The sequence below is a fragment of the Pseudoclavibacter soli DSM 23366 genome (assembly GCF_000423505.1).
Classification (GTDB): domain Bacteria; phylum Actinomycetota; class Actinomycetes; order Actinomycetales; family Microbacteriaceae; genus Pseudoclavibacter_A; species Pseudoclavibacter_A soli.
Genome location: NZ_KE384027.1, coordinates 145,987 through 172,805, shown reverse-complemented (window position 1 = coordinate 172,805; position 26,819 = coordinate 145,987). Strand labels below are relative to the sequence as shown.

Below are 26,819 nucleotides of genomic sequence, written 5' to 3'. Positions count from 1 at the left end.
GCAAAGTCCGCACCATCAGCGCCGCCTGAGTTCTGCGTCGAAAACGGCGTCATTCTCGGCCCAGCGCTGCGAGAACGACGCACAAAAGCTACAACTCCAACTTGCGGTGCGCCGCCAGCGCATACGTCGCGGCGTCATAGAGTTCGGGCTCGTCACCCAGACTCAGCTGTGCTGCCCACTGCGCAAACAGCGGGGCGAACTTGAACCCGTGCCCGGAGAGTCCGGCCACGATCACCATGCGCCCGTCAGCTGACGCGTCGATGATCGGTACCCGGTCACTCGCGTAGCCGTCGAAGTGCATACTCGCGCGCACGGGCTCGGGGTTGAGGTCGGGCATGAACCACGCCGCCGCCTTCGCGATGCGCTCCAACGAGGGCAGGTCGACCTCAGTGGGCGCATCGGCCACCCGCGCGAAGTCTCCCCAGAGGTCTCCGGCGCTCGCTTTGATGCTGAACCCGTCGAGGGTGGGCACGCCGAACAGGTGCTCATTGCCGCGATCGCGCAGAAACACCGGGAACCGCTCGGGCGAGAACTGCTCAATGTGATGAGGTGCGAACCAGGTCAACGCCAGCGGAGTCACACGGATCATGCCGTCGAGCTCACCCAGCAGCTCGCCCGACCAGGCACCTGTACAGACCACGACGCGGTCGGCGATGACCGTCTCCTCACCCATCACGATCGCCACCCCGTCGGCACGATGTTCGATCGCGAGCACCGGCGAGCGGGTGAGCAGCTGCGCCCCATGGGCTTGGGCGATTTCGAGCCCGCTGAGCACCGTCAGCTCAGGACGCAGCCCGCCGCCCAGCAGGTCGACGAAACCGACGTCATCGGGGTCTAGGTCATGCTGGGGGAATCGCTCGGCGAGCTCATCGTGAGAGAGCGCCTCATGCGGCAGATCGAATCCTGCGGCTTCGCGACGAGTCGTCTCGATCGCATCCGACCCCTGGGGCCCGATCGAGAGCACGCCCGTCTCAAGCAGCAGCTGACGCCCGACCTCGGCGCCCAACTGCTTCCAGAGCCGACGTGCCTGCAACAGCGCAGGCACATATCGATCGCCCTCATGCACGGCGGTGCGGAAGACCCGCGACTCTCCCGTGAACGACCCATGCGCGTGCACCGGCCCGAACTGCTCAATACCCACGACCGTGAGGTCGGGCTGTCGGCTCAGCTCGGCCAAGGTGAGCGCACCCACCGTGCCGAGCCCCACCACTGCAACATCTGCATGCATGTTCTCTCCTTCTGCTCTCAGCCGGTCGCAACGCGCGACTGGCGCATCCGACCGGCTCAGTCGGCTTGATACACCTCGACGCCGTCAACGTAGGTGCGCCGCACGGCCACCTGCGACAAGTCGGGCGTCTGCCGCAGATCGGCGTCGAACAGCACCAGATCGGCGGGCGCGCCAACCGTGATGCGCCCGCGCTCATCAAGCCGGTTCACATAGGCGGCACCAGTGAGATACGCGTCGAGTGCGTCGGTGAAGTCGAGCCCCTCCTGCCGTTCGAGCGGGTGCGTGAGCGCCTCGTCGCCAATAGCGTGCACATCGGCACTCGGCGCCGTGCGCAGCATGCCGGTATGGATGGCCCACAGCGGATTGGGATCACTGACCGGCCAGTCGCTGCCGGCGGCCAGACGTGCACCGGCACGTCGCAGCGAGGCGAATGGAAACTGATCGAGTTCTCGAGCGGCTCCCAGCTGCGGCAGCTTGCGCTCGATCATCTCTTTGTCTCGGCGCGCCCAGAGCATCTGGATGTTCGCACTCACGTCGAGCTCGGCGAAACGAGGCAGATCGGTGCGACTGACGACGTCGAGATGGGCGATCTGGTGGCGCCGCCCAGCGCCTCCGCCCGCAGCGCGCACCGCACCCACTGCGTCGAGGCACTCGCGCACCGCACGGTCACCGCAGGCGTGGTAGTGAATATCGAAGCCGAGGGCATCCAATCGTCGCGAGATCTCATCGAGCTCATCGGGGGCAATAAACGAGGCGCCCTGACCGGCATCGCCGGCATCGGCATAGGGCTCGAGCATCGAGGCCGTGTGGTTCTCGACCATGCCGTCTTGCATGATCTTGATCGTGCCGGCGCGCAGCAGCCGGTGGTCGGCCAGCTGAGCGCGGCGCTCCACGAACTCGTCGATCTGCTCCAGCCCGCGAGCGCGATCCCACCAGAGTCCGAGCGACACATGCGCGTGCAGCAGCCCCTCCTGCTCGAGTTCTCGATACGCGTTGAACGGGTCGGGGCCGAGCTCTGAGACGCCGACCATCGCATCTGCCCACGCAGTGACCCCCACTGAGGCGAGCCGCTGCTGGGCCGCGAGCAGGGCATCCTTGACCACCGCCTGCGATTTGGCCGGACGAAGTCGCACCACCAGATCCATCGCGGCGTCGAGCAGTGTACCGGTCGGCTGACCGTCGGCGTCACGCACAATGCGACCGCCGTACGGGTCAGGGGTGGTCGCCGAAATGCCGGCTGCACGCAGGGCCGCCGTGTTGCACCACATGCTGTGACCGTCATGCCCGTTGATCACCACCGGGCGGTCGGCGATCACCTCGTCGAGCACCGCGGCCTGGGGCATGCCCGATTCGAATAGGTCGCCGTACCAGCCGTATCCCGAGATCACCGATTCGTCAGGATGCGCACTCGCGTACTCGGCCAACAGCCGCTGGTAGGCGGCCACGTCGTGCACTGTGGCGAGGTCGACCCCCAAGAGGCCTGCGCCGCCATGCTCGGGGTGCACGTGCGCATCTTGAAACCCCGGCAGCAGGCTGGCCCCCGCGGCGGCGATTCGGGTCGACCCGTCGTCGCCGAGACTCGAACCGATCGCGGCGACGCGACCATCGCGCACCTGCAGATCGCCGAGCGTCCACTGCCCGTCTCCCAGGTAAATACTGGCGTCGGTGATGGTGAACGCTGCCGATGTGCTCATGTGCTGCCTCCTCAGGTGCTGTACTCATTCAGCGGGTTGCACGGGGCTGAAAGCAAATCACCAGCGGGCACGAAGCGCATGCCGAATCCAGATGTGACGGTTCTGTAAACGCCGCCGAGACGTTTCAGGCGACGTTCGGCCGGTTAAGTTGCAACGATGTTACATATTCATTTCTTCGTTATTACAAATGACTTATATCAATTATTTTGATGTCATGAGCAACGGATCAACATTTGCATAGGCACCTCTCGGCGGCCGAATCTTGACTCACCAGGCGCACCGTCACCTCGTGTGAAACGCCCCACGCAACCGAAGGAGCCCCCTTGATCACCAAAGCATCTCGCCGACCCCGGCGCCTCGCCATTGCCTCGACTGTTCTGATCGCTGCGGTCGCGGCCAGCCTCGTCGGCTGCAGCTCGAGCGACTCCAGCAGCTCTTCAGCTGACAGCGACACCATCTCGATCGCCACGCAGCCCTGGCTCGGCTACGGCCCGTGGTACATCGCCGAAGAGAACGGCTACTTCGAAGACCAGGGCGTTGACGCCAAGATCACCAGCTTCGACGACGACTCGCAGATGACCGCAGCCCTCGGCTCGGGCGAGGTCGACATCGCCAACGCGGCATCGCACACCGCATTGCAGTGGCTGGAGAATGGCCAGGAGGGTTACATCGCCCTGCTGCTCGACACCTCGCTGACCGCCGATGCTGTGCTGGCCGGCCCCAACGTCAACTCCATCTCTGACCTCAAGGGCAAGAAGGTCGCCTATGAAGAGGGTTCGGTGAGCAACCTGCTGCTCGATCACGCGCTGAGCGCCAACGGCATGTCGATCGACGACATCGAGTCGGTGCCGATGGATCCCTCCGACGCTGCGGTCGCACTGGCCTCCGGCCGGGTGGATGCTGCGGTCACCTACGAGCCGTACATCACCGATTCGCTGGCCCAAGACTCGTCGATCAAGAAGCTGTACACCGCAGATGAGCAGGAGGGCCTGATCTCTGACGTGCTGTTCGTCTCGAAGAAGGCTCTGGAAGAGAAGCCTGAAGCCGTGCGCAAGGCCATCCAAGCCTGGGGCCCCGCGGTCGACTTCTACAACTCGAACACTGACGAGGCGCAGGAGATCATCGCGAAGAATGTCGGCTCGTCAGCAGAAGATCTGAAGACCGCGTTTGACGGAGTCAAGTTCTTCAGCCTCGACGACAACAAGACCGAGCTCGGCGGCGACTACCTCACCAACGTGCTGCCCAGCGTGCAGGAGTCGGCCCTCAGCGCCGGCATCCTCACCGAAAAACTCGACCTGAACGACGTGGTCGACACGCAGTTCGTCAAGTAATCACCCAGACCAGACCCTGTTCAGAGAGGACTCGGGATCATGACATCGATCACTCGCAACGGTGACGAGGCGACCACCGGCCGCCAGCGCAGCAGCGCGCGCAAATTCCGCAACGTGCTGCCCGCACCCATCGGCCGCTTCAAGTACATCGGCATCGCCATCGGCTCGTTCGTTGCCGTGCTGATCGTGTGGTCCCTGATCACGGGGCTCGGTCTGGTCAAAGAGATGTTCCTCCCCTCACCGCTGGCCGTTCTCGACACCCTCGTCGAGGCTGTGCAGGACGGCCAGCTGTGGGATGACATGTCGGTGAGCATCTACCGCGTGATGGTCGGCTACCTGCTGGCCAGTGTCATCGCCCTCCCCTTGGGCGTGCTGGCTGGCTCCGACCCCCGCTTCGAGGCGGCCATCGAGCCGTTCGTCGACTTCATTCGCTACATGCCGGTCGTGGCGTTCGTGCCGCTGACCATCCTCTGGATGGGCACCGACGACCTGCAGAAGTTCTTCATCATCTGGCTGGGCACCTTCTTCCAAGAGGTGCTCATGGTCGCCGACGCCGTGCGGCAGGTGCCCCGCTCATACCAGAACCTGGGCGCGACCCTCGGCATGTCCCGGCTCCAGATTCTCATTCGCATCGTGCTTCCGGCTTCGATGCCGCGCATCTGGGATACCCTGCGCATCTGCCTCGGCTGGGCCTGGACCTGGCTCGTGGTCGCCGAGCTCGTCGCCGCGACCAGCGGCATGGGCTACCGCATCACGCAGGCACAGCGCTTTTTGGCCACCGACACCATTATCGGCTACGTCATCGTGCTGGGCGTGCTCGGTCTGGTCTTCGACCAGATCATGCGTGGCGCCGGACGCCGCATGTTCCGCTATCTGAAAGGACGCTCATGAACACCTCCACTCCACTCGCCACCACCGATGTGGTGCGCGTCGAGAACGTGACCAAGCAGTTCGGAGACGTGACCGCCCTGCAAGACGTCTCACTCACCCTGCATGACAACGAGTTCGTCTCGATCGTGGGGCAGTCTGGCTGCGGCAAGTCGACTCTGCTGTCGATCATCGCTGGCCTTGAGCCGAGCACCTCAGGTGTGGTGACCGTCGGCGGCGGCGAGATCGTCGGCCCCGGCCGCGACCGCGGTGTCGTCTTTCAGAGCGCTACCCTGCTGCCCTGGCTGACCGTCACCGACAACGTGATGTTCGCGCTGAAGGGCGAGCCCGACCTCTCGAAGGCCGACGCCCGCGAAATCACTGCGGAGTACCTCCACCTGGTCGGTCTCGACGGCTTCGGCGACAAGTTCCCCAACCAGCTCTCCGGGGGCATGCAGCAGCGCGTGGCACTCGCCCGATCACTCTCGTACAAGCCGCGCGTGCTGCTGATGGACGAGCCCTTCGGCGCCCTCGATGCGCTGACCCGTCGCAGCATGCAAGAGCTGCTGACCCGCGTCTGGGAGCAGCACAAGCTCACCGTCATGCTCATCACCCACGACATCGAAGAGGCGGTCTACACCTCTGACCGCGTGGTGATCATGAGCAACCGGCCCGGCACCATTAAGCGTGAAGTGCCCGTCGACCTGCCGCGCCCCCGTGGCAAAGAGGTGCTGATCAGCGATCACTTCCGCGACCTGTACGCCGACATTCTCAGCGAGTTCGAGTGAGCCGGGCAACCGGCGCCGTCGGGTTTCGCTATCTCGACGAACCAGCGCTGATTCGCTGCGGCGCCCTCGACATGGCGGCCTGCATGAGCACCCTCGAAGAGGTATTCGCACTGCTCGCCTCGGGCGACTACGTGATGGCCGGCGAACTCGGCGAGTCGCATGGCCTCGAGATGGGCTTCCCCGACAGCAGCCCGTTCGCGAACATGCCGCTCAACGGCCCCGACCGACGATTCGCCGCCATGCCCGCCTACCTGGGTGGCCGCTTCGACATGCTCGGCCTTAAGTGGTACGCCTCCAACGTCGACAACCGTGGCAAGGGCCTGCCTCGCTCAATTCACATGATCGCGCTGCACGACAAAGACACCGGCGCCCCGGTGTGCATCATGTCGGGCAACCTGATCAGTGCCTACCGCACCGCCGGTGTGCTGGGTGTCGGCGCTCGCGCATTGGCTCGTGAGGATGCCCGCGTGCTCGCCGTCGTTGGCCCCGGCGCCATCAACATCGCGGCCGTCGAGGCATATCTGGTCGCTCGACCCGGCATCGAGCGCATCACGGTCGTCGGCCGTTCTCAAGCCGGCATCGACCACTTCGCACAAGCTCTTGTCGAGCGCATCGACCACCTGCCCGAAATCGTGACCGCGGCATCCACTGCTGAAGCCCTGGCCGATGCCGACATCGTGAGCATCGCCATCTCGAGCGACGAGCCACCCGCCATCGCCACCGCCGATCTGAAGCCCGGCGCGCTGGTGTGTCTACCGGCCGACATCGCACTCGATGACGATGCCTGGCGGCAGACGACGGTCGTCGACAGCATCCGACTGTATGACCAGTGGATGCTCGAGGTGCCGCCGCCGCGTGAGTCGATTCGCGGGCTGTTCGGCGTGCAGCTGGCCGAGCGTCATGCCGCCGATGCGTCCTCGGCCACCCCAGTGGCGCTGGCCGACGTGCTCACCGGAGCACATGCCGGCCGCCGCGATGACGATGAGATCATCTTCTTCGGCACGGGCGGCCTGCCCGTCGAAGACGTCGGCTGGGCCACCGAACTCTTTGACCGGGCCACCGCCGCTGGCATCGGTGTAGAGCTGCCGGTGTGGGAGTCACCCGCGCTGCGCTGATCTGCACAGCACTCGCCGCCCTCGCCTAGGCCTGTGCACGTTTGCCCGCCCTGGAGCACCGCAACTTCGTGCGCAGAGCGTTCCCGCGACCCTCAGCTCTCAGCCAGGATCAGATCCGCAGCGCGCTCAGCCAGCATCATGATGGTGATCACCGGGTTGATCGACGTGATGGTGGGAAACGCCGAGGCATCGGCCACGCGCAACCCGCGCACGCCACGCACCTGCAGCTGGAGGTCGAGCACGCTCAGTCGATCGTCATCGGCGCCGATGCGGCAGGTGCCGCAGGGATGGTAGACCGTCTGGTGCACCGCGCGCTCGGCAGCTGAAATCGCCTCATCAGTGCGCACCTGCTCACCCGGAAACACCTCGCGCACCACCTCGGCGGCAAAGGGCTGCTGCTCCGCCAGCCGTCGCGCGTTGCGCACACCCAGCACGAGCGCCGCTTCATCACGGCCACCCTCATCGGTGAAGTAGCGGTAGTCAATCGCCAACTCATCATCCAAGTCGCAGCCGGTGATCCACAGCCGGCCTCGACTGTGCGGGCGCGCCACGTTCGGCGCCACGGCAGCGATGTGCTCGGGCAGTTCGACGCCGGCCCGCAGTACCTGCTCAACCCAGGGCACCTGCGGCAGGTGACTGGCCACCACCGGCACCGGGTCGAGGTCGCCATATTCTGGGTCACCTGCATGAGCGTCGCCGTAGAGGTATCCAGCATCCCAGCCCGTGGCGTTAGCTGGCTCCACCGGCCCGGTGACCTCCCACACCACGATGCCCTCGGCATGATCCTGCAGATTCTCGCCGACCCCGGGCAGATCGACCGTCACCGGCACACCGGCCTCGGCGAGTACATCGCTGGGGCCGATGCCCGAGAGCATCAGCAGCTTCGGGGTCTCGTAGGCTCCGGCGCACACCACCGTCTCACGTGCGGCGCGCACGACGGTCACGGTGCCGGTCGCGTCGATGATTTCGGCACCGATCGCACGGTCCCCGTCGAGCAGGATGCGCCGCGCGCGTTGCCCGGTCAACAGACGCAGATTGCCGCGCAGCTGGGCCCTCGTGAGCAGATCGCGATAGGCATTCGAGGCACTGGAACGCTGGTTCGTCTCGGGGATGTAGCCGATCTCGAAGAACCCCGCGCCCGGCTGATAGTCGTGATCGTTCCACTCCACCACCCGTGGCACATCGAGCCCCGCAGCGGCGGCATCGACCATGCGCGACAGCCGCGGATTCTGGTCAGCCGGTGGAATCACCGAGATGCGCGTGCGCAGGCGCGACGCATACGGCAACAGCTCGTCGGGGCCCCAACCGGTGGCGCCACGCCGCTCCCACTCTTGCAGGTCACCGCGAAAAGGCACCCATGAGATCATCGTGTTGGCCGTCGAGCATCCACCGAGAATATGCAGCCGGGTATGGTCGATGCCACTGTTGCCGCGCTGCTGCGGCACCGTGTGATGCTGCACGGCATACTCGCTCTCAACCATCTCATCCCACCGGCGGATGGCCTGCGCGCGCGGTTCGAACGCATCGTCGGGCCCCCACTCAACGACCGTGACGTGAGGATGCCCGGGGGCGTCGGCCAGTCGGGCCGCCACGATGCAACCCGCAGTGCCACCCCCGATCACCAGGTAGTCAGTGGCGAGTTCGGTGTGCGCGGCGGTCATGGCGGTCCTTTCAATCAGCTGGCGAACCAGGTGGTCTTCAGCGAGGTGAATTTGTCGAGGGCGTGCAGCGAGAGATCGCGGCCGAAGCCCGACTGGCGCACGCCACCGAACGGCACGGTCACATCGAGCGCGTCGACGGTGTTGACCGAGACGGTGCCTGCCTGCAGGCGCCGACTCACCCGGCGGGCACGACGCAGACTGTCGGTCCAGACCGATGCGGCGAGTCCGTACTCGCTCGCATTCGCCAGGGCGATGGCCTCCTCCTCAGTGTCGAAGGGGATGATCGCGAGCACTGGGCCGAAGATCTCCTCGACGGCGATCGTCGCCTCGGGGTCGACCCCGGTGAACACGGTGGGCTGCAGAAAGCTGCCCTCGGCCAGCTCCGTGGCCAGCGCATCCGGTCGCGTGCCACCCGCGGCCAGCGTGGCCTCGGTGCGGCCGGTCTCGACGTACTTCGACACTCGGCCGAGCTGCGTGGCCGAAACGAGCGGCCCCATCTCGGCCTGCTCGTCGAACTGGTCGCCGACCCGCAGCGCCTTGGCGCGGGCCACCACGCCCTCGACCACGCGGTCGTAGACCGAGCGCTGCACCAGCAGACGCGAATTGGCCGAGCACACCTGGCCGCTGAGTGAGAAGATGCCCTGCGCAGCGAAGTCGATCGCCGTGTCGAGATCGGCCACGTCGTCGAAGATCAAGTTGGCGCTCTTGCCACCGCACTCGAGCCACACCTGCTTCATGTTCGACTGGCCGGCGTATTCGAGGAACATGCGCCCCACCCCGGTCGAGCCGGTGAACGCGATGCTGTCGACGTCGGGGTGTCGACCGAGTGCCTGCCCGGCCTCGACGCCGTAGCCCGTCACTACGTTGAGCACACCCTGCGGCAGACCGGCCTCGGTGGCCAGCTCGGCCAGACGCAGCGCGGTCAACGGGGTTTCTTCCGCAGGCTTCAGCACCACGCTGTTGCCGGCCGCGAGCGCGGGGGCGAGCTTCCACGAGGCCATCTCGAGCGGGTAGTTCCACGGGATGACCGCGCCGACGACGCCGAGCGGCTCACGAGTCACGATGGCCAGGTCGTCGCCTCCGGTGGGGGCGACCTCTCCGTAGACCTTGTCGAGCGCCTCGGCGTACCAGCGGAAGATCGCCGCCGTGCCCGGAATGTCTTCGGTGCTGGTCTGGCTGTAGAGCTTGCCGCCGTCGAGGCTCTCGAGCAGGGCGAGCTCTTCGCCATTGGCCTCGATGAGATCGGCCAGTGCGAGCAGCACAGCGCGGCGCTCACGTGGGGTGGCGTCGCTCCATGCACCGCTGTCGAAGGCTCGCCGGGCGGCGACCACAGCGCGATCGATGTCGGCCTGCCCGCCTCGGGCGATCTCGGCGATGACCCGCCCGGTGCCGGGGTCTCGGGTCTCGAAGGTGCGGCCGTCTGCCGCTGGCACGAATGCGCCGTCGATGTAGAGCTCGGTGCGCGGCTGCAGCGCTGCGGCTCGCTCACGCAGGGTTCGGGTGTCGGTCATCTTCGGGCCTTTCTCAGTCGGTCAGGAGGCTGGGGTCGCCAGACATTCATCCACGACGGTGAGCGCCATGAGCAACGCACCATCGAGCACGGCTTGTCGACCAGCATCGGTCATGGTGGCATCGGCGAACTCCGCCTGATGGTTCACCGCCGGCAGCGAGTCGATGCCGAGGTAGGGGTGGATGGCCCGCACCACGCGGGAGACATTGCCCATATCGGTCGAGGCGGTGTTCATGCCGCCGGGCAGACGCTCCTCGACGTCCATGTCTCTTCCCAGTTCAGCGGCGTTGGCCGCGAAGCGCTTCAGCAGGGCCGGATCGTTGCGGAATTCGCTGTAGCGCGGGCTGGTCTCTTCATACGCGAACGAGCATCCGGTGGCCAGCGCCCCCGCCTCGAAGCAGTGAATCACTCGATCGAAGAGTTCGTCGAGCTGCTCCAGCGTCTGGGCGCGAACGTACCAGTGCCCTGCTGCGGTCTCGGGGATGGCGTTTGGTGCGGTACCGGCCTGGCTCACGATACCGTGCACTCTCGTGCCGGCCGGCAGCTGCTGCCGCAGCAGGCCGATGGCGACCTGTGCGATCACCATCGCGTCGCTGGCATTGACGCCGGCCTCGGGGTAGGCGGCGGCATGCGAGCCACGGCCGGTGAAGCGCACGTCGAGGTGCGCGACTGCCAGCGGGCGAGCCCACGCTCGATCAGCCGGGCCGGGGTGCACCATCATCGCGAAGTCGAGGCCGTCGAACACCCCAGCCTCGAGCATCAGGATCTTTCCGCCGCCGCCCTCCTCGGCGGGCGTGCCGATGGCCACCACCGTGATGCCGAGTTCATCGGCGATCGCAGCGAGGGCCAGCGCCGCACCGAGGCCGGCCGCGGCGATGATGTTGTGGCCGCAGGCCTGGCCGAGCCCCGGCAGGGCATCGTACTCCAGCACGATGCCTACGCGGCGCGCGCCAGTGCCATACGTGCCCACGAACGCGGTCGGCAGGTCGGCCACGCCACGAGTGACCGTGAACCCGGCGCCTTCCAGCGCCCCGCTGAGCAGCGCAGCGCTGGCATGCTCTTCCCATTTGGTTTCAGGATGCGCGAAGAGCTCGTCGCGCACGGCGATGAGCTCTTCGGCACGGTCGTTGACGACCGCACGCACGCGCTGCTGCGGTGACTCACTCATCGCCGGGCACGCCATAGCTCGGGGCATCAGCCGGCAGCACTGCGCGCAGGGCGTACTGGTCGCGCTGCGGCAGCCACAGGTCGAGCAGTCGCTGCAGCTCGGTCAAAGGTGCGTCGGCGTCATCCACTCGCAGATCGGTCAGCCGCCACGGCCGGTCGTCGACGACGGCCAAACCGGCCGAGCGCACGGGCCCGGCCTCGCCGCCCAACGCCAGCCCGGCGGCAATGCCGTCGAGCAGGCGCTGCTCGAACTCCTGCGCGTCGCTGGCCAGGTAGCCGTCGATCATGGCCTGTGGCACACCGGGGTCGGCGAGCATATTGCCAGCGGCCACCGCGCCCTCACCCTGCGCGAAGGCGTGAACGCCGAGCGTGCCGGAGCCGTTGAACACAGCAGAACGGCCGTGCGCATCCAGCACGGTGACCTGACGATATTCGAGGTACGGGTCGTACTCACCCAGGCGAGCGACCACATCTTCAGGAGTCAGCCCCTCGGCCAGCAGATCGAGCCCGATGGGGCCGAGCCCGGGGTTGGTGACGTTCTGCGACGAGACCGCACCGACTCCGGCGCGCAGGTTTACGCAGCGTGCGGCGACCGCAGGGCTCGACGAGCTGAGCACCAGCCCGAACCGGCCCGTGGCGGCATCGTGTGCGGCGAGCGAGAACGTCATCAGGCGCCCGCCTTCGCCACCGGCGCCTGGCCGGTTTCGGGGTCGCTGATCACCGCGGTCGCGTCGATCTCGACCAACCACTCGGGGCGGGCCAGCGCCGAGATCACAATGCCGGTCGACACCGGGAACACACCCTTGAGCCAACGACCGACCACGCGATAGACCTCTTCGCGGTAACGAATGTCGACAAGGTAGATGGTGACCTTCACCACATCTTCGAGTCGGCTGCCAGCCTCGTCGAGCAGCATCGCGATGTTCGACATCGCCTTCTCAGCTTGGGCTTCGGCATCGCCCACTCCCACGTTTTCCCGGGTCTCGAGATCTTGGCCGATCTGGCCTCGCAGGTAGACCACACCACCGGCGACCACGGCCTGGCAGAGGTCGTTGTCGAGGTTCTGCTCGGGATAGGTGTCTTTGGTGTTGAAGGGGCGGATTCTGGTGTGCGCGGTCATCGTGCGCTCGCTTTCTCGAGATGGTCGGTGGTCTCGCTCTGCTCAGCCGGCGAGGAATAGGTCAGGTAGTTGCGCTGAATCTGAATCTGGTCGGCCACGTACTTGGCATCATGCCAGACACCCCAGATGAAGCTCGACCCGCGACTCGCCTGCCAGGGCAGCCCGAGGAAGTACACCCCGGGCTCGTTCGAGACGCCGCGCTGCTGCACCGGCACGCCACGGTCGTCGAATGCATCGGCATGCAGCCAGCTGTAGTCGAGCCGGAACCCGGTGGCCCACACGATCGAGGTGACCCCGGCCTGAGCCAGGTCGAGCTCGGTGATCTGGTGCACGGCGCACTCGGGCAGCGGCCCCAGCACGCGAGCCTGGGGCTCTTCGGGCAGGTCGAGGCCGTTGCGCTCGATGTACTCGTCTGCGGCGTCGAGCACCGACAAGTAGTTCGCGTCGCCCCGGGCAATGTTGGTCGCGAGGTCTTCATTGAAGCGCATGGTCGTGCCGTCGAACGCAGCTGTGCGCCCCACCAGTGTGATGCCGCTGGCCGCGAGGTCTCGGAAGTCGACGGTATGGCCGCCGTTGGCTCCGCTGACCACGATGGTCACATGGTCTGCTCCCTCGGGTGGAGTCGCCTTGCCCCACAGGCCGAGCACGCCCAACCACCACACGTTGTCACGGTCACGGTAGCGCCGCGGTGGGCGGTCGTGCGGGCCCACCGAGAGGTAGACCTGACGGCCCGACTGCTGCAGCTCGTCGGCGATCTGCACGCCCGAGGCGCCGGCGCCGACCACGAGTACGTTGCCGGCCGGCAGCTGCTCGGGGTTGCGGTACTGGCTGCTGTGGATCTGCTGCAGGGGTGAGTCTGTCGGCACGATCGGTGGAATGGCGGGCTGCTGGAACGCACCGGTCGCGGCAACCACCGCGCGGGTGCGGATCGAGCCGGTCTGGCCATCCGTTGTCGTGTACTCGGCAGTGAAACCGGGCTCGCCCTCGTTTTTGGTCACTGAAGTGACCTCGACGCCGCAGCGCACGGGAGCCTCAATCTTGCGGGCGTACTCTTCGAAGTACTGCGCCACGCGCTCTTTCGGCACAAAGGCATCGGGATCGTCGCCGATGAATTCCAGACCCGGAAAGCGGTCGTGCCAGACGGGGCCGTTGGTGACCAATGAATCCCAGCGCTCTGAGCGCCAGCGCTCAGCGATGCGACCGCGCTCGAGCACGATGTGCGGCACTCCTCGGGCCGACAAGTGCTCACTCATGGCGACGCCGGCCTGGCCGCCACCGACCACCAGCACCTCGGTCTCTTCGTACTTGGACATTCCATCTCCGTTCCCGTGGCTCGTTGATGAGCCCAATTTAGGGAGCCTCGGAAACGCAGAGCAAGTAATCACAACTGGTCATGGGCATCAGAAAAAGCGATATTGTGCTGCCTGCAATATCTTCGAAACACATTCGTAACGCGAGCTCGGCTCATTTGGCCACAAAGCCCGATATTGCGCGGTTCTGCCTCCTCGCAAACAGGCCGAATGGATGCGAAACCGCACTTTTCACGTCACCCTGCATCGACTTTCCATATGCTGTAGCCGGGTAACATCAACGAAATACAGTCGCAACCAACGCGACGTAGAGTTCAGACAGCACGAAGGAGGAGCATGAGCGCGGCACCGGAGATCTCAATCGCCCAGCTGACCTATTTCGTGCACGCGGCCGAGCATCGCAGCATGACCGCTGCAGCAGATGAACTGTTCGTTGCGCAGTCTGCCGTCTCCACTTCGATCAGCCTGCTCGAACGGCGCCTAGGCACCACGCTCTTTCTGCGCAAGCGCGCCAAGGGGCTCGAACTCACCGCCGATGGCCGCGAACTGCTGGTGCGCGCCAGACAGATCCTCACCTCGATCCGCGATGCCATCGACTCGGTCAGCCCCGAGGCGACCAGTGGTGTGCTCGACACGGCCTGCTTCAAGACGCTCGCGCCGTTCTATCTTCCGCCGATCTGGGCACGCCTTTCCGAGGCCTACCCCACCCTGCACGTGAAGGTGACCGAGCTGTCGTGTCCCGAGGGTATTGAGGCGCTCAAAGATCGCCGCATCGACGTGGCCCTGCTCTACGACATCGTGGCAGACCCAGCTGTGCACTACGAGGTGCTGCAGGAGCGCCCGGCCTATATCGGTCTATCGACGAACCATCCGCTCGCGTCACGGTCGGCCATCTCGCTGCGCGAACTCGCCGACGAGCCCTTCATTCTGCTGAACCTGCCCGCCAGTCGCGAGTACTTTCTGAATGCGTTCTCGTCGAATGGCATCGTGCCGCACATCGGTTATGAGTTCGAGAGCTTCGAAACGGTGCGCAGCATGGTCGCCGGCGGTCACGGGTTCACGCTGCTCAACCAGGCGCCCTCACACGAGCTCACCTATTCAGGCCTGCCGATTACAGCCGTGCCAGTCATCGAGCCAGTCAAGCCCCTGAACGTGGTGCTCGCCTACCGCTCTGGCGAGGGGTTGACCGCCCGAGCCAAGGCGTTCACCACGATCTGTCGTGAGGTGATCCACCGCTCGACGATTGTGGGCTGAGGTCAGCGCGCTGTGCACACGCGTTTCTGCGTCGAAAACGGCCTCATACGCGCCCCAGAGTTGCGAGAACGACGCAGAAACCGGTGCAGCAAGAGGCACGGGGAGGCGGAAGCGCCGCCAGCGCCCCCACAGGCACCGCCACACCCCTCGACTAGACTTGAGTGGTTATGCCAAAATCCCACCCCGCAACCATGCCCAGGCGCTACCGCACCGACATCCAGGGGCTGCGCGCGCTGGCGGCGCTGCTGGTGGCGGCGTACCACATCTGGTTCCACCGCGTCTCCGGCGCGGTCGACCTTTTCTTCTTCATCTCGGCCTACTTCATGACCACGTCGCTGCTGCGGCGCCTGCCCGAAAGCGGCTGGCACGCGGTGGCCGGGTTCTGGCGCAATCTCGCCAAACGGCTGTTGCCCCAGGCCTGGACGGTGCTGACCGCGACCGCTGTCGCGAGCATCCTGCTGACCCCAATCACCTGGTGGCGGCAGATTCTCACCGAGCTCGAGTCGGCCGCCCTGTTCACGGTCAACTGGACGCTCGCGTTCGACAACGTCGCCTACATCCACAACGGCGACACCGTAAGCCCGGTGCAGCACTTCTGGGCCATGGCCGTGCAGATGCAGGTCTACCTGGTTTGGCCACTGCTGATCGGCGCCGCGATTTGGGCCGCCCGAAGGCTGCGCCGCACACCCAGCACCGCCGTCGCCGTCGCGCTCGGCAGCATCGCCCTCGCCTCGCTCGCCTATTCAGTGGCGACCACTGCGTCGCGCCAGCCCTTTGCCTACTACGACACCTTCGCCAGGGTCTGGGAGTTCTGCGCCGGCGGCCTGTTCGCCCTCGCCCTGCCGCATCTGCGGCTGCCGCGCGCACTCCGCGTGGTCAGCGGGTGGATGGGCGTGGCCGGTTTGGTCTCGTTCGGTTTCGTCGCCGACGTGTCGGGTTCGTTCCCGGGCGTGATCGCCGCCGTTCCGCTGACCTTTGCGGCCCTGATCTTCGTGTCGGGCGCCACCCCAGATGCGACGCCAGACAGAGCTGGCGTCGGCCGCTGGCTGTCGGCTCGCCCGCTGATGTGGCTCGGCGGCATCAGCTACGGCATCTACCTGTGGCACTGGCCGATCATGACGCTCTGGCTCGCACACACCGGCGAGCAGCAGCTGAGCCCGACCGAGGGCCTGGTCGTGATCGCGGCAGCGATCGGCCTGGCCTGGCTGAGCACCCGGTTCGTCGAGCAGCCGATTCGGTCGGCCGCCGGTGCCGCATCGGCCCGCAGGATGCTCGCTCACCTTCGTCGCCCCGCGTTGCGGCTGACCGGCATCGCGTTGGCGCTCGGGCTGGTCGTCGGCATGTGGCAGCGCGATATCACGCAGATCACCAGCACTGCGAGTGACGACAACCCGGGGGCCAGTGCCCTGGCGGCCGACTACGCGGGGCCGCAGCTGTTCACGTCGCTGCAGCCGGCGCTCACCACCCTCGATGACCAGTGGGCCGAGTGGGCCTCGCGATGCGAGACGATCGACAGCCACGACAGCCAGCTGATCACCTGCGTGAACGACCCGCAGGCTGCCGCCGCCGACGGGCAGCAGCCCCGCACGATCTTCGTCGCCGGCAACTCGCATGCCGACACTTGGGTCACGCTGCTGGCTCAGCTGGCCGAGCGCAACGGATGGACCATCCGCACGTTCATCCTCGGCGGATGCGCGATGGGCACCGGTGACGACGGCTTGTTCGAGCCCGACGTGGGGCAGAAGCCCACCGACTGCATCGCAATGAACGAGACGCTGATCGACGCGGTGGCGGCCGAGCATCCTGACGCCGTATTCACCGTGGGCAACCGCTCAGTGGCCGACTCGCCCGAGCTGACCGTGGCTGACTCGTTGGTCGAGCACACCGAGCGCATCACCGCGCTGGGCGTTCCGGTGATTCTGATGCGTGACAACCCGCGGTTCAGCCAGTCGCCGAGCACCTGCCTGGCGCAGCAGCCCGACCAAGTGATCGGCATCGAGACGTGCTCGGTGCCACGCGACCAAGTGCTCGCCGACGTCGACCTTTCAGAGGCTCTGCCGACCACGCTGGCCGACGACCCCCTGGTGCTCACGATCGATTTGGCCGACCTGTTCTGCACCGGCGACGTCTGCCCACCGGCGATCGGCGGTCGTGTGATCTACATCGACAACAATCACCCCACGCGTGCGTATGTGCAGACGCTCGCGCCGTGGTTCGACGCGGAATTCACCGATGTGCTCGCGCAGGCGGTCGATGCGGCTGCGGCCGGGCGGCATCTGGCGGTGTGAGAGGCGGGGCTGTACCGAACTGCCCAGTGAACGCGACACTCCATGCTCAGGTGCGATCCCGGGGTGTACCGAACTGCCCAGTGATCGGCCTGCCGCGCTGCCACGTCGCCGCAGTGTCTGCCGAAATCACGCGCCGCAGTGGCGGCTGCACAAGTGCCGCGCGCCACTTGCAGCCTGATCGCTGGGCAGGAGTGCACAAGCCCGTCCGCTGCGCGGGCCTGATCGCTGGGCAGGAGTGCACAGTGACGACAGAGCCTCAGCCCACCTCACCGCTGATCTGCGACATGCGACCTTGGTCGTCGAACATGATGCGCACCACGCCGTCGCTCACCGTCAGCAGCGCGTCGGGCCCGTCTTCGCTCAGGTCGACACCTTCCCGCCGGTCGGCGTACCCCTGCACCACGAGGCGATGGTCGTGCAGGTGGCCGCTGTCGATCGCGGCGGTGAACGCCTCGGCAGTGGCAAGTGTGGTGGGCGCCGGCAGGCTGAACGCATCGGGGTTGTCGAGCAGAAACCAGGCATATGAACCCTGCCCCACCGGCCCGCGGTAGAACACCGGCGCCGGGTAGCCCGCGATCGCCATGGCGGCGTACACCAGCGTCTGCTGCGCGGCGTTGGCTGCGTTGAGCCCGGCGGCGCGGCGCTGCTCGGCGTCGAGCGGTTGAATCGCGGTGGTCAGCTCGGGCACTTCGAAGTGCTCTCCGACGCCGCGCACGCGCTCGGCGCATTGCAGCACCGAGGCGGGAAACCCGTTTACGTTCTCCCAGCCCCACAGCCACGAGTTGGAGGCGTCGGCCGTGGTGCCGAGAAACTGCGGCTCGAAAACAGTCACCGGGTCGGTGTCGAAGGTGAACTTGGCCGGCTCGCGCAGATCGGCCTGCCAAGCATGTGCGGCGTAGGTCTCGGCGAATCGCGCCTGAGACTCGGCAGACAATGCGATCACCTGATCGACCAGCTGCTCGATCACCACCCCCGCGGGGTCGATTCGCAGGGGTAGATCTTCGGGCATCGACATGAGGCATCCTTCGCGAGTGACGAACCCTCTCAGGGTATGTGCCCTCTCAGTGTATGTGCACAGCATCCCCGCGCCCTGACTCGCGCACGCATACGCACTCTCCCGCGCCCGCTACCTGCGCGGAAGAGTCTGTGAGAAACCCCTCGATTTACCACAAATCAACGTGCACAGGCAGCGCAACAGCGCGCAGAGAGCGGACAATAGAGATATGCACTCCGTCGATGACGTCGCTAGGGCACGGGAGCGTTTCATCCGCGCCACCCGACAAGACAGTGCGCCCGCAAACCAGAACACACACGCGGCTGATCCCACCACCTGGACCACCGGCGTGCCCCTGCCCATCGCCGGATCGTGGCAGCGCTCGGTGCGCGCCGGCGTGGACGCCGAGAGCAGCGACTCCCGCCGCGTCACCGTGACCGACGACACTCTGCTCTCGCGCTGCGCGACCGAGCCGATGAACGAACTCGTGCACCAGCTCGGCAGTCTCGATGTGAGCGTGGTGCTCTCAGACGACAACTCGCACGTGCTCGCCCGCGCCGACAACGGCCACACCGCACAGGCGTTGGTCAACCACATCGATCTCGCCCCCGGCTTCGACTTCAGCGAGGGGTTCGTGGGCACCAACGGCGTGGGCACCGTGATCGAGACACGCCGCCCCATCTACGTCGCCGGCGCGGCCCACTACCAAGAGCGCTTCCTGCGCTACGTGTGCGCAGGAGCGCCGATCATCCACCCGATTACCGGCCGCCTCGAGGGTGTACTCGACCTCACCTGCGACATTCGCGACGCGAGCCCCATGATGCAGGTCATCGCCGTGCAGGGTGCCCGCGCCGTCGAGCACGAGCTCTTTCAGGCCTCTTCAAGTGCCGAGCGCCGCGTGTTCGAGGCCTTCACCCGCGCTCGAGCAGAGGCCCACGGGCAGCCCGGCCTCGCCGTCATCGCCGCCACTCCCCTGTTGACCCTGCGCAATGTGACGGCCCGTCGCCTGCTCGACGAGGGCGCCACGGCCAAACTGGTCGAGCAGGTGCGCCGCAGCCTCGCCGCATCCAACGCCACCGAAACATCAGTGGTGCTGTCTGCAGCCGCCGGCCGACTCGCCGCGCAGGTCTCAGCCGCCCGCATCAACGGGGTGGCCGACGGCGTGCTCATCTGGGCCCGCAGGATGCCCCAGATCGCCGATCGCCCGGCTCGCCCCGCACGGCACTCACCGCGTCGCCCATCAGCATCGCCCGAGCCAGAATCGCTGCACGTGGTCGACGAGCTCACGCTCGGTCGGCAGAGCCAATCGAGCACTTGGGCCCTGGCTCGCCGCGACCTCACGCGCAGTTTGCGGCGCTTCGAGACCACGCTCGTGCTCGGTGAGATCGGCACCGGCAAGGTGTCGCTGGTCAACGAGGTGGCCCGGGCTGAGGGCTGGCACACGCACACCATCGCGCCCGAGACTGTCACCCGTGCCGGCGGGTTCGCCCAAGCCCTGGCCGTGTGCGAGGCCGACGCTGATGTGCCCGGCGACGCGACCCCAACCTCCCGCCAGAGCGCCCCGGTGCTCGTGCTGCGCAACGCCCATCGCCTGCCGCAGTCGACGCTCGCCGAAGTCACTCAGTGGCTGCGGGCCCCTCGTCTGCACGGCCAGCCCGTGCGCGTGGTGCTCACCGCAGAGAACGATCAGATCAGCGACGGCCAGCCCATCGCCACCGCGCTGCCCATGGTCGCGCACACGGTGACGCTGCCCGCACTGCGGCAGCGCCGGGCCGACTTCTCGAGTCTGGTGACCTCAATTCTCGAAGCACTCCAGCCCGGCTCGTCGCGCAGGCTCGCACCCGAGGCGCTGCGCACCCTCGCCGAGGGGCACTGGCCGGGCAACATCCATCAGCTGACCGATGCCCTGCGGCATGCCCTGCGCCAGCGCCCCGTCGGCGAGATCACCACCGCAGACCTGCCGCCGCACGCTTTCAGCGCCGCGCTGCGTCATCTGACCGAGGCCGAGCGACAGCAGCGGGCCGCCATCATGACCGCGCTCTATCGTGCGGGCGGCAATCGGGCAGCCGCCGCCCGCGCCCTCGACATCTCACGGTCGACGCTCTACCGCAGACTCGCCGAATACGGCCTGTCTGAAACCGACTGAGCCAGTCGCCGGGCGGCGCGCTGCAACGCCTGCACAGCGGCCAGTCGGCGCGATACCGACGCCAACTCGAGACGTTGCACCACCACAAGATCACCGATCAGTGCACCGGCGGCATCGGTGAGCGCCACCGCCGTGCAGAACGAATGCTGCCAGTCGTGCGAGTCATCGGTGGCATAGCCCTGCTCGCGCAGCGCATCAACCTGGGCATCGTATTCCGATCTCGGCATATGCTCCGACGCAAGGATGCGCGGCCACAGCCGCCCCACGATCGCACCTTGATCCTCGGCGCTCAGGCCAGCCAGTTCGACCAGCCCACCCGCGCCGATGCCGAGGGGCGCGCGGTCACCGGGGCAGGCGTCATGCCCGTCGTCGACGATGAACGAGGTGTCTGACGATGCCGCATCCAGCCGCACCACGCTGACCGAATCGGGAGCCAGCACGCCGTCAGCCCGGCGCACGCACACACGATCGTCGCCGCTGCGCAGCCACAGCGTCACCGTGCCTCCGGTAGTGTCGGCCACCTCGTCGAGCACGGCGTCGGCCTCGCGCCAGAAAGACGGCGACAGCACCGGGCGCGCCTGCGCGAGGGCGTCGATCTCGGGGCCGAGTCGCCAGAGCAGGCTGTGCGGCAGCCGCTCGACCAGCCCTACCTCGGCCAGACCGCCGAGCAGTCGGGCGACGGTGGGCTCAGGCAGTGCCAGCGCTCGGGCGATGGATGCGATGCGGCGCGGCGCCCCCGCGTCACGTGCCAGCTCGGCCAGCAGGTCGGCCGCACGGTGCAGTGCCTGTGTGCCTGTTCTGCGCTCGGCTGCCATATCCACCTTCCCCACCTCCACATTGTGGAGGACATACTGTGTCATCTTCGCACACATCAGGGCGACTAACCCCGGTTCTGCAGCCGACCCGGCTGGAACCATGAGAAGGAGCGAGCGCTGAAGCTCGCATCCGGCCGCTGAACCCCCACGGCGAGGCGCCGGCCTGACATCTGATTCAAGGAGGAACCCATGAAGGGTCTTGTCTACGGCGGTCCCGGTATTCGCGAGTGGAAGGACGTGCCCGATCCGGTCATCGAACAGCCCACCGACGTCATCGTCAAGATGACCGCCACCACGATCTGCGGCTCTGATCTGCACGTGCTCAAGGGCGATGTGCCCGAGACCCCGGTCGGCACCGTGCTGGGCCACGAGGGCGTGGGCATCGTCACCGAGATCGGCTCCGAGGTCGAGAACATCAAGGTCGGAGACAAGCTGCTGCTCAGCTGCATGACCACCTGCGGCCGCTGCGCGAACTGCCGCAAGGGTCTGCTCAGCCACTGCCTCGCACCCGAGGGCGCCGCCGGCGACGCCTGGGCGTTCGGCCACTACATCAACGGCACCCAGGCCGAGTACTGCCGCGTGCCCTACGCCGAGACCTCCAGCTACCGCATCCCCGAGGGCGTGGACGACCGCGACGCGATCCTGCTGAGCGACATCCTGCCCACCGGCTTCGAGATCGGCGTGCAGAACGGCCGCGTGAAGCCCGGCGACACCGTCGCCATCATCGGCGCCGGCCCCGTCGGCCTCTCGGCTGTCGCCACCGCCGGCCTGTACGGCCCGGCCAAGATCATCTCGGTCGATCTCGATGACAACCGCATCGCCGAGGCCAAGAAGTTCGGCGCCACCGACGGCGTCAACTCGGGTGCGGCCGACGTGATCGACCAGATCAAGGCGCTGACCGTCGACGGCGAGGGCGTCGATGTGGCTATCGAGGCCGTGGGCATTCCACCGACTCTGCAGCTGGCCACCGAGATCGTGCGCCCCGGCGGCCACGTGGCCAACATCGGCGTGCACGGCAAGCCCGTCGAGATCGCCATGGAGAAGCTGTGGACCAAGAACATCGACATCACGATGGGCCTGGTGAACACCACCACCCTCGAGATGCTGTTGAACCTCGTCGCTGCCAAGAAGCTCGACGTGAGCGGGTTCGTCACCCACGAGTTCGCCTTCGACGAGTTCGAGAAGGCCTACGAGGTGTTCGCCGACGCCAAGAACACCAAGGCGCTCAAGGTCTACGTGCACTGATCGCCTGACTCCTCCTCAGACAGTGGCCGCGCTCCGGAACTCCCGGGCGCGGCCACTGCCGTCAGCCGACGGGGTGCAGGCCTACACTGGTGTGCATGACGACACCCCCGTTCCGCGCCGACCAAGTCGGCAGCCTGCTGCGCCCCGCATCCGTTCACGACGCACGTGCTCGTTTCGAGCACGGCGAGATCGACGCCGCCGCCCTGCGCGCGGTCGAAGACGAAGCGATCTTGCACGCCATCGAGCAGCAGCAACAGGTCGGGTTGCACGCGGTGACCGACGGCGAGTTCCGTCGCGCCTTCTGGCACTTCGACTTTTTCGGCGGGCTCGACGGGGTCGAGATCGTCGCCGAAGACTCCGGCATGGCGTTCAAGGGTGTGGCGCCCAAGCCACACGCGGTGCACATCACCGGCCGCATCGGCTTTCCCGCCGACCACCCGATGCTCGAACACTTCCGCTTCGTGCGCGACCACGCCTCAGTAGTGGCCAAGCAGTGCATTCCCGCCCCCACAGTGCTGCACTTCCGCCTCGCGCCCGAGAGCATCGCCAGCGACATCTACCCCGACCGCGACGCCCTGTTCGCAGACCTGGCGCAGACCTGGCGCGACGCGATCGCCGCGTTCTATGCCGAGGGCTGCCGTTACCTGCAGTTCGACGACACCGCTTGGGCGTACCTGTGCTCTGACGAAGAACTCGAACGGGCCCGCGAACGCGGCCTCGACACCGACGGGCTGGCTGATGCCTACTCGGCGCTGCTCAACGAGATTCTGCGCGACAAACCCAGCGACATGACCATCACCACGCATGTGTGCCGCGGCAACTTCCGCTCCACCTGGATCGCCTCCGGCGGCTATGAGCCAGTGGCTCGGCAGCTGCTTGGCGAAACCAACTACGACGGTTTCTTCCTCGAGTACGACACCGAACGTGCCGGCGGGTTTGAGCCCCTGCGCTTTCTGCCCCACGGCCGTCAACGCGTGGTGCTCGGCCTGATCACCTCGAAGTCGGGCGACCTCGAAAGCCCCGAGGCTGTGCGGGCACGCATCACCGAGGCCTCACGCTTCGCACCTCTCGAACAGCTTGCCTTGAGCCCACAGTGCGGTTTCGCCTCTACCGAAGAGGGCAACGTGCTCACCGAGCAGCAGCAGTGGAACAAGCTCGCCGAGATCGTGCGCATCGCCGATGAGGTGTGGCCCCGCGTTTGAGCGCAGGGCATGTCGGAGGCCTTTGGTAGGCTGACCTCGGCCGCACGGCACTGCGCGCCACGGGTTGGTCTCTGCGACGAGCAGAGCCATCCGACAACCACATATCAAGGGGGAATCATGAGCGATCAGCCAGCCAACGCCAACGACGCGGCGACGGGTGCCGGCGGCTCCAGCCCGGTGGATGCCCTGCTCGCGCAGGTGCGTGACCTCACCACGACCCCGGCCCAGTTGCAGCAAATCGCCACGCATGCACCTGAACACGCAGAACTGATCGCACCCCTGCTGGCGCACCCCAACATCTACCCGCAGCTGGCCCAATGGCTGCGCGGTCTGCAACCCGAACAAGACCAAAAACGCGGCTACCTCGCCGGCCCGGAAGCCACCGGCGTCGCCGCATCCGCTGCCACCACCACCGGGCTTGCCGCCACACAGGCCGGCACCGGAGCCACCGCTGCAGGCGGCACCGACCTCGCCGGGCAAATCGCCTCCGGCGCCATCCCGCCCATTCCCAGCATCGACCCCATCGCACACACTGCCACCAGTGCGGCCTCACTGCCGCCCATCGACCCTGCCAGCACCGTAACCGCACACGCTGCCAGCGGCGCGGCCACGCCCATCCCACCAGTCGACCCCACCACCGCCACCACAGCAACCGGCAAAGCCGCAGCAGCAACCGCTGGTAAGGCGGGCGCGGCCGCAGCTGCCAAAACGGGCACCGGGCTCAGTGCAGGCAAGATCATCGCCGGGCTCGCGGCCGCAACTCTCGTGGCGGGCGGCGGCACCGCCGGGTATCTCGCGCTCAACAGCAGCGATGACACCACCGAGACCGCCAGCACCTCCGCAGAGCCTTCAGAAACACTGCCGGCAGCGGCTTCGCTCAGCGACGATGAGCTGCTCGCTCTGCTGAAGACCGCACCGGTCGGCGATCTTGAGCGCAGCTATCTGACCGACATCGCAGCGTTCAACGGTGGCACCGCGCCCAGTCTCACCTCGTATAGCGGGTCACTGCTGACCGTGTCGGCAAGCGGCGTGAGCATTCGAGTCACCAATGACGGCTCACTGATCACCAGCACAAACTTCCCGACGCTCTCGTCATACGGCATCACCCGCAGCCAGCGCCCAGCGGTGCGCGATGTCGACGGCGATGGCATCAAAGACATCGTCACCATCGTGACCAATCCCGATCCGAAATCGACAGTCACAACCAACGGGTCAGGCGACGGCTTCTCGGCGCTCACCGTCTATACCCCCAATGAAGACGGCACCGCACTCACCGTGCGATCGCAGCTTTCCATCTTCGACGAGACAAAAGACGTCATCGACGGCACTGCCAGCGCCAGCCCACAGCTCGATACCGCGTACAAGGCAGCGGGTGGCACGCACACCAGCACCAGCGGCCAAGCCGCCGGCTACACAGCGATCGCGCTCAACGAAGACGGCACCACACTCACCGCACGGCGCAGCAACTACTGGGGCTCCGACGGAGACGCACCGAGCTCTCAGGGCACCGATCTCGTCACCTTCTCGATCGGCTTCTCCGACGATGAGGTGACCATCGACAAGGCAATCCAAGTCAAGCCCCTGTCGCTGGTGGCCTGGCAGTAAACGCGTATCTGCAACGACACATCAAGGGGGAATTTCATGAGCGATCAGCCAGTCAACACTAACGATGCGGCGACGGGTGCTGGCGGTTCCAGCCCGGTGGATGCCCTGCTCGCGCAGGTGCGTGACCTCACCACGACCCCGGCACAGTTGCAGCAAATCGCAGCCCATGCACCTGAACACCCCGAACTGATCGCACCCCTGCTCGCCCACCCCAACATCTACCCGCAGCTGTCCCAATGGCTGCGCGGGCTGCAACCCGAACAAGACCAAAAACGCGGCTACCTCGCCGGCCCAGCAGCCACCGGCGTTGCCGCATCGGCAGCCACCACGACCGGTCTTGCCGCCACACAGGCTGGCACCGGAGCCGCCGCCTCGGCCACCACCGACGCCGCAGGCCTGGCCAACACCGCCATCGAACACGCCGCGCAAGCTACCACCCACGCCGCCACACCAAGCTCGCTGGGTGCCGGCATCACCCCGATCGACCCCACCACCGCCACCGCAGCGGCCAGCAAAGCCGGCGCCGCAACCGCAGGCAAAGCCAGCGCCGCCGCAGCGACCAAAACCGCCACCGGCATCACGGCCGGCAAAGTCGTCGCCAGCGTCGCCACCGTCGCCGTCGTCGCAGGCGGTGGCACGGCCGGTTACATCGCCCTCAACAACGACGCGACCAACACCACCGCCGAAACCGTGACAACCGCACCAGCCCACGCATCCTTGAGCGAAACCGCACTACGCGAACTGCTGCTCACTGCCCCGCTCGGCGAGCATGATCAACAGCTCTATGCGAACCTGAACGATGGAGCTCAGGCACCAGAGCGGTTTACCGACAGCGTTATCTCACTCGAAGAGGGCTCGTCGCCTCAGCAGACCTCACCCTCAACAGAGGCCTTCACGACCATGCTCACTAACGACGGCACCTATATGGCCTATGAGCATGGGTATTACCGCACCAAACCCGGATCATCGAATGACATCGTGGTCACCGACATCAACAGCGATGGCGCCAGCGACATCGTCACGCTCTCGATGATGTCGACCTACGGAGATGCAGGCTGGGGCAGCAGCGCCGTTTACACCGCTCTGACGATCTACACGCCCAATGCCGATGGCACTGCCCTTGAGGTGCTCAACCAGGAGGTGCTGACTGACGCTGAGCATATGAGCTCTCCAGAGTCCGGAGAGAGTCGCAGTGCCGACAACGTCGACTACAGCACCAAGTTGGAAGAGGCGTTCCGCAAGGCAGTACCCGATGCAGCGGTCACCGATGGCGATGTCAAGGTCTCTTATTGGGACCGCCAGCTCAAGAGCACAGACGCCGGCGCAATCCTGACGATGAATCGAGAAGCTATGGGTGAAGATCTGAGCAACTCCGTCAACAAAGGCTATACCGCGACGTTCCACATCTCATGGCAAGACGATGCCATCGCCTTCGACACTCCCGAAGTGACTCACGATTACTGACCCCGCTACACTGCC

Annotated in this window: 21 protein-coding genes; 11 read left to right on the top strand and 10 right to left on the bottom strand. The window is 66.3% G+C overall.

Annotated features, from left to right (window positions below):
* Positions 1-88: 88 nt before the first annotated feature.
* Together solA and G557_RS0108345 are read right to left on the bottom strand one after the other, a co-directional pair.
* Entirely contained in the window at positions 89-1,228 is a 1,140-nt protein-coding gene (solA, locus tag G557_RS0108350) for an N-methyl-L-tryptophan oxidase (protein WP_036961957.1), read from the bottom strand.
* Positions 1,229-1,284: 56 nt separating this feature from the next.
* A complete protein-coding gene (locus tag G557_RS0108345) occupies positions 1,285-2,922 on the bottom strand; it encodes an amidohydrolase (protein ID WP_028245684.1) in 1,638 nt (545 codons plus the stop codon).
* Positions 2,923-3,245: 323 nt separating this feature from the next.
* Here G557_RS0108345 and G557_RS0108340 point away from each other — a divergent pair, with 323 nt between their 5' ends.
* The 4 genes from G557_RS0108340 to G557_RS0108325 are packed head-to-tail and all read left to right on the top strand — an operon-like array spanning position 3,246 to position 7,023.
* A complete protein-coding gene (locus G557_RS0108340; protein WP_084627087.1) occupies positions 3,246-4,253 on the top strand; it encodes an aliphatic sulfonate ABC transporter substrate-binding protein in 1,008 nt (335 codons plus the stop codon).
* A gap of 39 nt (positions 4,254-4,292) precedes the next feature.
* Entirely contained in the window at positions 4,293-5,144 is an 852-nt protein-coding gene (locus tag G557_RS12535; RefSeq protein WP_084627086.1) for an ABC transporter permease, read from the top strand.
* Positions 5,141-5,908 carry an ABC transporter ATP-binding protein gene (locus G557_RS0108330; protein ID WP_036961954.1) on the top strand — a complete coding sequence of 256 codons (768 nt, stop codon included), beginning with the start codon at positions 5,141-5,143 and terminating at the stop codon, positions 5,906-5,908. The genes G557_RS12535 and G557_RS0108330 overlap by 4 nt, the downstream gene beginning before the upstream one ends.
* Complete coding sequence (locus tag G557_RS0108325; RefSeq protein ID WP_028245681.1) at positions 5,905-7,023, top strand: tyramine oxidase subunit B; 1,119 nt, start codon at positions 5,905-5,907, stop codon at positions 7,021-7,023. Before G557_RS0108330 ends, G557_RS0108325 begins: the two co-directional genes overlap by 4 nt.
* A 92-nt stretch (positions 7,024-7,115) precedes the next feature.
* Here G557_RS0108325 and G557_RS0108320 read toward each other — a convergent pair whose 3' ends face one another.
* Genes G557_RS0108320 through G557_RS12525 form a run of 6 tightly spaced genes read right to left on the bottom strand, consistent with a single transcriptional unit; the run spans position 7,116 to position 13,794 of the window.
* Positions 7,116-8,684, bottom strand: a complete 1,569-nt coding sequence (locus G557_RS0108320) for a GMC family oxidoreductase (RefSeq protein WP_028245680.1) — start codon at positions 8,682-8,684, stop codon at positions 7,116-7,118.
* Between the two features lie 14 nt (positions 8,685-8,698).
* Positions 8,699-10,195: an aldehyde dehydrogenase gene (locus G557_RS0108315; RefSeq protein ID WP_028245679.1), complete on the bottom strand. Its 1,497-nt coding sequence runs from the start codon at positions 10,193-10,195 to the stop codon at positions 8,699-8,701.
* A 21-nt stretch (positions 10,196-10,216) separates the two neighbouring features.
* Complete coding sequence (locus G557_RS0108310; protein ID WP_051224899.1) at positions 10,217-11,362, bottom strand: M20 family metallopeptidase; 1,146 nt, start codon at positions 11,360-11,362, stop codon at positions 10,217-10,219.
* Complete coding sequence (locus G557_RS0108305) at positions 11,355-12,029, bottom strand: DUF1028 domain-containing protein (protein WP_028245677.1); 675 nt, start codon at positions 12,027-12,029, stop codon at positions 11,355-11,357. The genes G557_RS0108310 and G557_RS0108305 overlap by 8 nt, the downstream gene beginning before the upstream one ends.
* A complete protein-coding gene (locus G557_RS12530; RefSeq protein ID WP_036961952.1) occupies positions 12,029-12,481 on the bottom strand; it encodes a RidA family protein in 453 nt (150 codons plus the stop codon). Before G557_RS12530 ends, G557_RS0108305 begins: the two co-directional genes overlap by 1 nt.
* The gene (locus G557_RS12525; protein ID WP_051224897.1) at positions 12,478-13,794 is read right to left on the bottom strand and encodes a flavin-containing monooxygenase; all 1,317 of its coding nucleotides are present in this window, start codon (positions 13,792-13,794) and stop codon (positions 12,478-12,480) included. The genes G557_RS12530 and G557_RS12525 overlap by 4 nt, the downstream gene beginning before the upstream one ends.
* Before the next feature lie 333 nt (positions 13,795-14,127).
* Here G557_RS12525 and G557_RS0108290 point away from each other — a divergent pair, with 333 nt between their 5' ends.
* The gene (locus G557_RS0108290) at positions 14,128-15,045 is read left to right on the top strand and encodes a LysR substrate-binding domain-containing protein (protein WP_028245676.1); all 918 of its coding nucleotides are present in this window, start codon (positions 14,128-14,130) and stop codon (positions 15,043-15,045) included.
* A gap of 167 nt (positions 15,046-15,212) precedes the next feature.
* Positions 15,213-17,333: an acyltransferase family protein gene (locus G557_RS0108285; RefSeq protein WP_084627085.1), complete on the top strand. Its 2,121-nt coding sequence runs from the start codon at positions 15,213-15,215 to the stop codon at positions 17,331-17,333.
* A gap of 256 nt (positions 17,334-17,589) precedes the next feature.
* Here the strand turns inward: G557_RS0108285 and G557_RS0108280 are convergent, their stop codons facing one another.
* Positions 17,590-18,348 (bottom strand): DUF6882 domain-containing protein, encoded by a 759-nt coding sequence (locus G557_RS0108280; RefSeq protein ID WP_028245674.1) that lies wholly within the window; start codon positions 18,346-18,348, stop codon positions 17,590-17,592.
* A 208-nt stretch (positions 18,349-18,556) separates the two neighbouring features.
* On the opposite strand from G557_RS0108280, the gene G557_RS0108275 reads away from it, so the two are divergent.
* Positions 18,557-20,473, top strand: a complete 1,917-nt coding sequence (locus G557_RS0108275) for a sigma-54-dependent Fis family transcriptional regulator (protein ID WP_028245673.1) — start codon at positions 18,557-18,559, stop codon at positions 20,471-20,473.
* On the opposite strand, the gene G557_RS0108270 is transcribed toward G557_RS0108275, so the two are convergent.
* On the bottom strand, positions 20,431-21,288 hold the full coding sequence (locus G557_RS0108270; RefSeq protein ID WP_028245672.1) for an IclR family transcriptional regulator: 858 nt from the start codon (positions 21,286-21,288) through the stop codon (positions 20,431-20,433). The two genes, G557_RS0108275 and G557_RS0108270, sit on opposite strands and share 43 nt — an antisense overlap.
* A gap of 189 nt (positions 21,289-21,477) precedes the next feature.
* On the opposite strand from G557_RS0108270, the gene G557_RS0108265 reads away from it, so the two are divergent.
* The 4 genes from G557_RS0108265 (at position 21,478) to G557_RS0108250 (ending at position 26,804) form a co-directional block, all read left to right on the top strand.
* A complete protein-coding gene (locus G557_RS0108265) occupies positions 21,478-22,533 on the top strand; it encodes a zinc-dependent alcohol dehydrogenase family protein (protein WP_028245671.1) in 1,056 nt (351 codons plus the stop codon).
* A gap of 95 nt (positions 22,534-22,628) precedes the next feature.
* Positions 22,629-23,735, top strand: a complete 1,107-nt coding sequence (locus G557_RS0108260; RefSeq protein WP_028245670.1) for a 5-methyltetrahydropteroyltriglutamate--homocysteine S-methyltransferase — start codon at positions 22,629-22,631, stop codon at positions 23,733-23,735.
* Positions 23,736-23,852: 117 nt separating this feature from the next.
* Complete coding sequence (locus G557_RS0108255; protein ID WP_028245669.1) at positions 23,853-25,340, top strand: variant leucine-rich repeat-containing protein; 1,488 nt, start codon at positions 23,853-23,855, stop codon at positions 25,338-25,340.
* Positions 25,341-25,376: 36 nt separating this feature from the next.
* Complete coding sequence (locus tag G557_RS0108250; RefSeq protein WP_028245668.1) at positions 25,377-26,804, top strand: variant leucine-rich repeat-containing protein; 1,428 nt, start codon at positions 25,377-25,379, stop codon at positions 26,802-26,804.
* Positions 26,805-26,819 lie beyond the last annotated feature (15 nt).